Below are 10,199 nucleotides of genomic sequence, written 5' to 3'. Positions count from 1 at the left end.
GCACCTACTTCTTTATCAACAACCCCTTCATTGTGCCCTATGCGATGAACTTCCTAGGTGGTGCCGGTGCTGCCATTCAGTGGAATCCCAAGGAAGGTCCCTTTACGGTGCGTGCTCTCTACCTCGCAGGTGAAGCAAACCGAGCAGCTGCGGGCATTGTTCCACCAAGTCCCGGTGGTGGCTTTGGTGGTGACCCCTTCCAAACTTCACTAGAGCTAGAGTATGCCAACAAATTTGGTGGTGGTAAGAATAGCTATGCTGTTCGGCTGCAGGGTACCTACTCTAAAACCTATGGGATTGAAGCCCGCTCAGGTGGTCTCAACTTTGAGCTAAATCTTGGCCGTTTCGGTATCTTTGGGCGTGCAGGGGTTGCTGATATTCCCAGCAGCTACTTCCCCAATGTTTCTCCATTGCCCTTTTCTACGCCGGGGGATCCCTCTGGCATGACAGCCTACAACTTTATGGCCGGTATTGGTTATAAAGATTTGCTGGTGCCAGGGTCGGTGTTGGCAGTGGCAGCGGGTGCACCGTTTATCAACGATGCGCCCAATTTCAATTTCGGTAATAACGCCACCCAAGTCAACGTAGAGGCCTTCTACAAGTTCCCCATTAGCGATAACATCAGCATCACGCCGATCTTTACGGCAATCATCAACCCCAACAACATTAATGGGGGTGGGGCTATCTCCGGTCAGCCAATTCTCCAGGGCGTGATTCGGACAACGTTCACGTTCTAGGGGGGGTGAGCTTACCCTCCCATGAGTCCCTCTCCCCTAGGGAGGGGGCTTTTTTATGCACTTTACTATTCTTTGTGAAAGTTATTAATTTTTCTGAAGTTTTCTTTCATCTTTTCGCTAGGGCAGCTTAACATAGTTCAATCAGTAGTCTTCTTAGGCCTGATTCTCGGTTCAGGATTCTTGAATATCGTAACTAGTACTGGCACAAATTGCTGGCTGCTGCCGACATTGCACGAGACTTCGGTGGGGTTGGCAGCTTGGAGGTTGATATGATGACAGCAGATCGCGCTTTTAGTGGCGGGGGAGAAACGCTGCAGCCCGAACAATTGCTCCGACAGCTCAGCACTTCAGGAGGCACAGGTTGCTTCAAGGTGACTGTGAAGGAGCAGCAGTGGTTCCTTTACTTTGATCAAGGAAGTCTTATTTACGCGACCCACACGATTGAGCCGGGCGATCGCTTTGAGCGTCATTTACGGCAACTGAGTCACAGTGTTCCTGTCCTGAATCGCGAGTTGCGTACCCAAGTTCGCCAACAGTGGGAACAGGCCAATACCCCCACCCCCATCTATGAGTATGAGAGTTTGCACTGGCTGCTGAGGCAAAAATGGATTACCCCAGCGCAGTTTAGCCAGCTTGTGAAGGGTCTGATCCTTGAGGTGCTGGAGTCGTTTTTACATCTCAAGAGCGGTCACCATCAACTGGTGCCCTATGTCGAAGTGCCAGTTGTTAGCCGCTTTGATGCCGCTGAGTTGATTCAAGAGTGCAAATTACGAATTCAACAGTGGCTGAGCCTTGGTCACAAAATTGACTCCCCTTTTCAGCGCCCCTACTTCTTTAGCGGTGCCCAGCTCAATTTAACCCCAGAGAAGCAACAACGCTTGGGGTCTATGTTGCGGGGCTTCAGCTTTCGCCATCTGGCAGTGCTCATGAACCAGAATGAAATTGCCTTGGTGCGTAGCCTCTTGCCATTGATTGAGAAAGGAGCTGTAGTCGTTCGGGAGCCGCAACACCCCTTTAATTTGCTGCCTAGTTTTGACGCCAGTTTGTGGCAGGAGACCACACCGACAGTGGCAGAGGAAAGCGGTGATTTAGGCAGTGGCTTTTTTACCTCCAAGGTGCCGCACCGCACCTATCGGATTGTCTGTATTGATGACAGTCCAACCATGCTCAAGGAGATGAAGCGGTTTTTGGCGGATGATGCCTTTGAGGTCATTGCCCTCAATGATTCTGTGAAAGCTTTGATGGAGGTGATGCGGCTTAATCCCGATCTCATCTTGCTCGATGTGGGCATGCCCAGCATTGATGGTTATAAGTTTTGTAAAGTCATTCGCAACCATGAGCGCCTTAAGTCGGTGCCCATCATTATGGTGACAGGGAAGACTGGACTGATTGATCGCGCCAAAGCGCGCCTTGTGGGGGCAACGGACTATATGACAAAGCCGTTTACTCAGGAACAGTTGCTCAAAATGGTCTTTCAGTACCTGACCTAGAAGGCAGTATATTGGCATTACAGGCTATTGAAAAGGGGGCTGCAAAAAGATGACAAAAGTTTTAGTTGTCGAAGATGTGCCTTCGGAAATGGCGCTCATTAGCTCAATGTTAAGGGAGTTAGGCTATACGGTCATTGAGGCACTGGGGGCAAAGGAAGCCCTGGAAAAGGTGAACCAACACCAACCAGATGTGGTTGTCACTGACGTGGTGATGCCTGAGATGAGCGGGTTTGAGCTATGCCGCGCCCTCAAGAAAAATACGGCAACGGAAAAACTGCCGGTGGTGGTCTGTAGCTCAAAAAATCAGGAGCTAGACCGTCTCTGGGCGATGAAACAGGGGGCAGATGCCTATGTCACGAAGCCCTTTACCCGTGAGGATCTGTTGCGGGCACTGAAGTCGGTGGTGGCCTAGGGATGGTGGGGATAGCACCTTGGTTGCATGAGAATGGAGGGCAGCGCGATCGCCCCCAAGGAGCGCCCTATTTGCGTTTGGTTGTCCACGACCACCTAAGGGCATTGCTGCCGATGACCGAGCTGCAGCAGGTGGTGGTGATCCCATCGCAACAGCTCACGGTGATTCCCAATATGCCGCCAGTGGTGATGGGGCTGCTGAACTTTCGCAACCGCATTGTTTGGGTGCTCGATTTAGCCCATTTGCTGGATTTGGAGCCGCTGGATTTGCGTCTGGCAATGTTGACGATCGCCCTGCTCCAAACCCCTGAGGGATACCTAGGATTGGCGCTACGGCAGGTACGGGGCATTGTCCGTCTTCCAGACAGCGCGATTCAATCCCCAGTGGGTACGGTGAGGGCAGCCCTTGTTCCCTACCTTAGGGGGTGCTGCCGTCTCGATCAGGAGTTGTTTTTTATCCTTGATGGAGGGGCGATCGCTAGACAGTGTTGGACACAGGCTGTTCCTGTCGAAGCTCCCTAAGCTGACTGTGACTCTTGTTTAGAGGGATGAACGATGACTACTGCCAAACCCCCCATTGACCTACCGCCTTTACCCCCCTCGGTTCTCAACTACCAACTTGAACCCGAGGCAACACCCTCTCCCGCCGCAGCGACCTCTCCCGCAAGCGAGTCACCCCCCCCTGCCGCCCCACCCCCCAAAAAGCGCGGCAGTCTGCGGGCAAAGCTGACCCTAGGGGCGATCGCTATGGCCACTGCACCGCTGCTGATCGGTGGATTGGCAACAATCGTCACCTTGCGGCAGGCGGCGATTCGTGAAGTGCTGGAGGCGCAAGCTCAGGAGGCAAAGGTCACTGCAATAGAATTCAGTAATTATCTGAACGAACGACTAGGGGATGTCAAACTACAGAGCTACGAGCTGCAGTTGAACTTCGCAGGGGAGCTTCAACAGCGCAATCGGGCAGTCCTCTCGTCCCTCATGGGAAAAATTGTTGAAAGTTATTCTGTTTACGATAGCGCTGCTATTATTGCCAATGATGGCCGCGGCACCCTCCTTGGCCAATCGGATTTGGACAATCCGCTCCCAGAGAATGTTTTGCAGCGGCAATCCTATTTTCAGTTGGCCGTAAAAACTCAGCAACCTGTCCTCATCCTTGAACCCACCCTCTCTGTTTCTCAGAAGCCCCTTAGCCTATTTGTAGCGGCGCCAGTTCTAGATGCCAAAAGCAAGCGGGTTGTAGCCGTCCTGCGGCTGCGCATGCCTACCCCTAACTTGAGAAGCTTTCTGCAAAAAGTAACGCGCCACGATTCTGCCCACCAATCCTACTTGGTGGATCGCCAAGGTCGGGTGATTGTTTCCACTGTGGCAGAAGCAGAGGGCACACTCCTACAGACCCGCTTTCCCCAGCTCGGTGCTCAAGGCGTAGTCCGGCAGCAGTTGGACAACACAAGGGTGATAGCGTCTGCCCACGTTCTTCCTTCCCCTTTTAAGAGTGTTGTCTTGACGGTGGATGAGAGCAGTGCCCTACAAACAGTGCAAATAGCCACTTGGGCAATCACCTTAAGTGGGTTTGTCTTCCTGTGCTTGACGGCGGCAGTTGCGGCCTATCTCAGCCGCCGCGGAGTCCAGCCGCTGGTGCGTTTAACTCAGACGATTGAGGAGATAGGTGCCGGCAATTTTGACATCCACTTGCCAGTGACAGGGAATGATGAACTCACCACCCTAAGCGAAAGCATCAACCAAATGTCCGCTCAGCTACGGACTTCTTTGAGTCGAATCCAAGCGGATGCCCAAGAGGCGGCTTTGCTGCGGGATGCCTTTCTGCGGTTGGGTCAAAAGTCGCAGTGTCAAGAGGTTCTTGAGGAGGCGTTGGCCGTCGGACGGGAATTATTGGCCTGCGATCGCGTGATTTTCTACGAATTCGACGAGAACTTTGTGGGTCGCGTGGTGGCCGAATCGGTAGCCGAGGGTTGGCCAAAGGCTCTAGACCGCGTCATTGATGACCCCTGTTTCCGCCAACACTGGGTTGACGCCTACCGCAGGGGACGGGTACAGGCCACCGCCGATATTTTCCAAGCGGGTTTGACAGAATGCCACTTGAACCAACTGCGACCCCTCCAGGTGCGCGCCAACTTGGTGGTGCCGGTGCGGGTTGGGGAGACTCTTTTGGGCTTGCTCATTGCCCACCAATGTTCAGGCCCGCGGCAATGGCAGCAGGTGGAAATCGATAACTTTTCGCAGTTGGCTTCGCAAGTGGGGACAGTGTTGGAGCGGCAAATCTTTCTGCAGGAAGCCATCCAAGCACAACAGAAGGCGCAGCAACTGGCGCAGCAGCAAAAAGAGCGCAGCGATCGCATTCAGCAGCAGTTGATCCAACTCTTGGCGGAAGCGGAGGCGGCTGCCCAAGGGGATCTCACCGTGCGAGCCGACATTACCGCCGATGAGGTGGGAACCGTAGCGGACATCTTCAATGCCCTCATTGAAGGGTTACGGGATTTGGTGCTGCGGGTAAAGGCAACCACCGAGAGCGTCAATAGCGCTCTTCTGAACAATGACCAAGCAATGCAGGGCTTGGTGGAGGAAGCTGTCCGTCAAGGGAAAAAAGTCGAACGGCTGCTGGAATCGGCAGAGGAAATGCTGGCTTCCATTCAGGATGTAGCTAAAAGTGCCCAAACGGCTGCTGAAGTGGCTCGTGAAGCCAGCGATCGCGCCCTCAAGGGTGGGCAAACCATGGATAAAACCGTGGAAAGTATTCTGCAACTGCGGGAAACCATTGCCGAAACTGCCAAGAAGGTAAAACGCCTTGGGGAATCCTCACAACAAATTTCAAAGGTTGTCTCTCTCATTAACCAGATTGCCTTACAAACCAACCTCTTGGCCATTAATGCCAGCATTGAAGCCGCCCGTGCGGGGGAAGAGGGGCGCGGCTTTGCGGTGGTGGCTGAAGAGGTGGGTGAATTGGCGGCGCGCTCAGCCGCGGCCACCCGCGAGATTGAGCAAATCATCGAGACCATCCAACAGGAAACCCAAGCGGTGGTGAGTGCAATGGAAGCGGGAACAGCCCAGGTGGTGGAAGGAACCCACTTAGTTGAAGAAGCAAAAGACAATCTCCAAGAAATTGTTGCCGAATCCCAACGAATTGATAACCTCGTCAGCTCGATTTCGCAGGCCACCATTTCCCAAACCCGCACCTCAGAATTGGTAGGTATCCTAATGCGGGAAATTGCCAAGGTGTGGACAGAGCTTTCGGGGACAGCCAACCACATCTCTGACTCACTGCAAGCAACCGCTCAGGCCGCCCGCCAGCTTCAGGAGTCTGTGAATGTCTTTAAGGTCGGCGCCGAGGAGTAATCATGGCAGCCGCCGGCCCCGATGAACTAATTCGGTTTCAGTTTCTAGAGGAGGCACAGGACTACTGCCAAACCATAGAGGCAGGGCTATTGACCTTTCCCTGTTCTTCTGAGGAAATGGATCGCATTCTGCGGGCGGCCCATTCCATCAAAGGGGGCGCGGCGATGATGGGCTTTAGCTCCCTCAGTGAACTGGCGCATCGCCTTGAGGATTTCTTCAAGGTTTTGAAAGCGCGCCCCTGCGACGATCTGGGAGTGCAACACCTTCTGCTGAAAGCGGTGGATCAACTGCAAGGGGTGATTACCCTCCATCGCCAAGGGGTTGAACCCAATGAGGGTTGGTGGCGCACCCAAGTGGAGCCGATTTTGGAGCCACTACAGGAACGGTTGGGGAATCCGACGGCGGAGGATGATCTCGCCCTCCTCAGCAGTGACGATGGCCAGAAAATGCGGGTGGTGCTCTTTGAAACAGAGGTGGAGGCCTGTCTGCAACGCCTAGAAACCGTGCTGCAAACCCCCGCTCAGCCTTGCCTGAAAGAGGAGCTGGCGATCGCTGCCCAAGAACTGGAAGGCCTGGGGCAAATGCTCGAGCTGCCTCAATTTGCTGAATTTTGTGCCTCCGTCAGTGCCTATCTGGAGCAACCCAACTGTGATGTGAGCCAAGCCGCTGCCCACATTATCCAGCAGTGGCGGCGCTGCCAAGCCCTCGTGATCACCGGTCAACTGGAGGCTCTGCCCACGCGCTTGGAACTCCCTGAAACCCCCAATGGCAAGGAGGACAATGAGCAAACCATTATTGATTTACCCCTGGCAGACCTGAATCAAGAACTCGGGGTCGAGGACTTTGCCAGTGCTGACGTTGAATCTTTCTCCTTTGAGGATTTCCTGTCCTCTGCCCCAGAGGCTGAGCCAACCCCTGTGGCTCCCCCGCCCCAACCCCCAGAACCTCAGGAAATGACCGTGCGGGTGCCGGGGCATCAGTTGGATCACCTCAGCGATCTAATGGGGGAGTTACGCATTGAGTGTAATGGCTTGGATGTGCAACGGGAACGGCTCCACGAGCTGCTGGCAGCTCTCAAGGAAAAAGTGCGGGCCCTTGAGCGCGCCAACTTTCGCCTGCGTACAGAGTATGACCGCGTCAGTGCCCCCCATCACTTCAATCCCCAAACTCAGCATGGGTTCGATGTGCTTGAATTCGATCGCTACACCGATGTGCACCTGCTTTCCCAAGAGGTGATGGAAACGATTGTCCAAGTGCAGGAGGTCACCAGCGATTTGGAATTGAGCCTAGAGGAGACCGAACGCATCGGCCGCGATCTCAACCGCACCGCCAAGCAACTTCAGGCTCGGTTTACCCAAGTGCGGATGCGCCCCTTTGCGGATTTGGCCAACCGCTATCCTCGCCTCATTAGTGAGTTAAGTCGTGAGCATGGCAAAAAGGTCAACCTCGTCATTGAGGGCAGCCATGTTCTTATCGATCGCACCGTGTTGAGTGTATTGGCCGATCCCCTCTTGCACCTTGTCCGCAATGCCTTTGATCATGGGATCGAGCCGGCCGAAGAACGGCAAGCCCTTGGTAAGCCTGCGGTGGGAACGATTACCCTCAAGGCGGCCTATCGCGGCAATCGAACCGTGATTACGGTCGCAGATGATGGCCGAGGGCTGAACCCGGAGAAAATTCGCCAAACCGCCCGGCGCTTGGGCTTAGCCCAGGACTGGCTGGAAAGGGCTAGCGATCGCGACCTCTGGCAACTGATTTTTGAGCCGGGCTTCTCAACCGCCTCACAGGTAACCAGCCTCTCTGGGCGGGGTGTCGGTATGGACGTAGTCCGCACCAATCTGCGGCAAATTCGCGGCGACATCCAGATTGACAGTATCCCCGGCCAAGGCACGCGATTTACGATTACAATTCCCTACACCCTCTCCGTGATACGGGTGCTCTTGGTGGAGGCTGCTGGCATGCTTTTGGCGGTGCCCACGGAAGCCATTGAAGAGATGGTACTGGCCGATCGCTACCCCCCCATTGAAACCCTCGGCTCAACCCTAATTGACTGGGAGGGGTATCTGACTCCTCTCCTTGATTTGAGTCAGGTCTTTCACTTTCAGCGTCCCCATCGCCCTGTGGAGATGGAGGGTGCACCCACAATTAACCAACCAACGCTCATGATTGTCACGCAAGGGGACAGTGCCCTCGCCATCCCGGTGAATCGCTACTGGAGTGAGCAGGAAGTCACCATTCGCCAAGTTGAAGGAGAATTAGCGCTCCCCAAGGGCTTGAGCGGTTGCACCATTTTAGGGAACGGTCGCATTGTCCCGCTATTAGATCCCTTTGCCCTCTTTGAGTGGTCGGAACAAGAGCGTCCCCCTGCCTCGGTCGCTCCCCCTGCTGCCCCCAGTCAAGACACTGTCCTAGTGGTTGATGATTCAGTCAACGTGCGACGGTTCCTCGCCAGCACCCTTGAAAAAGCCGGTTATCGGGTTGAGCAGGCCAAAGATGGCCAAGAAGCAATTGATAAACTCCAAAGTGGGCTACAGGTGGATGCCCTTATCTGCGACATTGAAATGCCCCGCCTCGATGGGTTTGGCGTCCTCACCCAAATTCGCCGTATTCCCCACTGCCAAAACACCCCTGTCATCATGCTCACCTCCCGCACGGGGCAAAAACACCGCCAGCTTGCAGAACGTCTAGGCGCAGCCGCCTACTTTAGCAAACCCTTCCGCGAAAGCGATCTCTTGGCCACCCTTGAGCAGCTAATCCGCCATGCTTAAAAGCCGCCATCGCCGTCAGCGCCAACCCGTTGCTTTAGAGCAGTTTCTGACCTTCAGCGTGCGGCAGGAGCAGTTTGCTGTACCCATTGCCCAGGCCTATCGCGTCATTCCTCTACCGCCAATTTATGGCGATCCGCAGCAGCGGGGGATTGGCCTTGTTACCTACGAAACTCACGAAATTCTTGTCATTGATATTGGCCGCTGTCTCTTTGACGACCCCCTCTCCACTTCAGAAGCGCAAAAGCTCAAATTTTTGCTCATTCTCCAGCCCTCCTCAGAAGCAGACTGGCTCGGCCTACCCCTGACAGCTCCCCCCGTGATTGAGCGCATTCCCAAGGATGCCATTTATCCCATTCCCAGCAACTATCTCCACTGGGGAAGTATTCACAACGTCAGTTCCCTCATGGTGAGTCGTCAAGAGGAGCAGCAATCCTCTCCCATCTTTATCGTGGATATTGAGCAGGTACTACACACCCTCAAAACGCAGTAATCTGCTTGTAGTGCGAAATAGATTCTATGGCTTCCCCAGTCTTCATCTATAGCGATCGCTTTTTGGAGCATCGTTGTCCCCACTTTCACTTTGAGCGCCCAGAGCGCTTGGTGGCAATTTGTCAGCATTTACAGAAGGCATTCCCGACGGCAGAATGGCGGGAACCGACCCCTCTGGGAGAGGGCTTGACTCCATGGCTAGAGAGGGTGCATCATCCGGCCTACTTGGAGCAATTGACGCAGATGGCAGCAGCGGGCGGTGGCTGGCTGGATGCAGATACGTATCTAAATGGGCAGAGCGATCGCGTTGCCCGCTTAGCCGTACAGGCTTGGCTAGACGGGGTGGATTTGGCCATACGGCGGCAGCAACCAATTTTTGTCTGGGCGCGTCCTCCAGGCCACCACGCCCTACGGGAACGAGGGATGGGCTTTTGTCTGTTGGCCAATGGGGCGATCGCTAGCCACTATGCCCTGAGTTTGCCCCACATCACACGAGTGGCCATCTTGGATTGGGATGTACATCACGGCAATGGAACCCAAGCCCTAGTTCAAGCCCACCCGCAAATTGCCTATTGCTCACTCCATGAGTTTCCTGCCTATCCCTATACGGGAGAAGGGAGCGATCGCGGGTGCTACAACAATGTTCTCAATCTCCCCATGCCCCCAGGGTCAACGGGCAAGACCTACCAAGCTGCCTTTGAAAATCACGTCATCCCCTTTTTGCAGCAGTTTTGCCCAGACTTACTGATCATCAGCGCCGGGTACGATGCTCACCGCGATGATCCTCTTTCCAGCATTCAACTAGAGGATGCTGACTATTGCTGGATGATGTACCAGTGCTTGCAGATCACTCACCGAATTGTTGTTGGTTTGGAAGGGGGGTACAACCTTGAAGCTCTGGGGCGATCGGTGGTTGCTACTGTACAGGCGACTGTTCTTGATGATGCCGCTCT

Annotated in this window: 8 protein-coding genes; all 8 read left to right on the top strand. The window is 54.5% G+C overall.

Annotated features, from left to right (window positions below; all coding sequences use genetic code 11):
- Positions 1–737, top strand: a 737-nt coding sequence (locus tag ACK4HN_RS11830) for a carbohydrate porin (protein WP_409877741.1), incomplete at its 5' end; no start/stop codon positions are given.
- A 269-nt stretch (positions 738–1,006) separates the two neighbouring features.
- A complete protein-coding gene (locus ACK4HN_RS11825) occupies positions 1,007–2,227 on the top strand; it encodes a response regulator (protein ID WP_409877739.1) in 1,221 nt (406 codons plus the stop codon).
- Between the two features lie 49 nt (positions 2,228–2,276).
- Positions 2,277–2,639, top strand: coding sequence for a PleD family two-component system response regulator (locus ACK4HN_RS11820; RefSeq protein ID WP_409877737.1), 363 nt, complete (start codon positions 2,277–2,279; stop codon positions 2,637–2,639).
- 2 nt (positions 2,640–2,641) lie between these two features.
- Positions 2,642–3,160 (top strand): chemotaxis protein CheW, encoded by a 519-nt coding sequence (locus tag ACK4HN_RS11815; RefSeq protein ID WP_409877735.1) that lies wholly within the window; start codon positions 2,642–2,644, stop codon positions 3,158–3,160.
- 33 nt (positions 3,161–3,193) lie between these two features.
- Positions 3,194–5,989: a methyl-accepting chemotaxis protein gene (locus tag ACK4HN_RS11810; RefSeq protein WP_409877733.1), complete on the top strand. Its 2,796-nt coding sequence runs from the start codon at positions 3,194–3,196 to the stop codon at positions 5,987–5,989.
- Positions 5,990–5,991: 2 nt separating this feature from the next.
- Positions 5,992–8,757, top strand: coding sequence for a response regulator (locus ACK4HN_RS11805; protein ID WP_409877731.1), 2,766 nt, complete (start codon positions 5,992–5,994; stop codon positions 8,755–8,757).
- Positions 8,750–9,247 (top strand): chemotaxis protein CheW, encoded by a 498-nt coding sequence (locus ACK4HN_RS11800; RefSeq protein ID WP_409870387.1) that lies wholly within the window; start codon positions 8,750–8,752, stop codon positions 9,245–9,247. Before ACK4HN_RS11805 ends, ACK4HN_RS11800 begins: the two co-directional genes overlap by 8 nt.
- Before the next feature lie 26 nt (positions 9,248–9,273).
- The coding region (locus ACK4HN_RS11795) for a histone deacetylase family protein (protein ID WP_409877730.1) at positions 9,274–10,199 on the top strand (926 nt) is incomplete at its 3' end.

It is taken from the genome of Thermosynechococcus sp. (assembly GCF_046299655.1).
Classification (GTDB): Bacteria; Cyanobacteriota; Cyanobacteriia; order Thermosynechococcales; family Thermosynechococcaceae; genus Thermosynechococcus.
Note: the sequence above shows the minus strand (reverse complement) of the source record. Positions and strands in the feature narration are given on the sequence as shown.

Excerpts from the sequence above, each read along its gene's own strand:
- ACK4HN_RS11825 (WP_409877739.1), top strand. The coding sequence starts at position 1,007 with ATGATGACAGCAGATCGCGCTTTTAGTGGCGGGGGAGAAACGCTGCAG.
- ACK4HN_RS11820 (WP_409877737.1), top strand. The coding sequence starts at position 2,277 with ATGACAAAAGTTTTAGTTGTCGAAGATGTGCCTTCGGAAATGGCGCTC.
- ACK4HN_RS11815 (WP_409877735.1), top strand. The coding sequence starts at position 2,642 with ATGGTGGGGATAGCACCTTGGTTGCATGAGAATGGAGGGCAGCGCGAT.
- ACK4HN_RS11810 (WP_409877733.1), top strand. The coding sequence starts at position 3,194 with ATGACTACTGCCAAACCCCCCATTGACCTACCGCCTTTACCCCCCTCG.
- ACK4HN_RS11805 (WP_409877731.1), top strand. The coding sequence starts at position 5,992 with ATGGCAGCCGCCGGCCCCGATGAACTAATTCGGTTTCAGTTTCTAGAG.
- ACK4HN_RS11800 (WP_409870387.1), top strand. The coding sequence starts at position 8,750 with ATGCTTAAAAGCCGCCATCGCCGTCAGCGCCAACCCGTTGCTTTAGAG.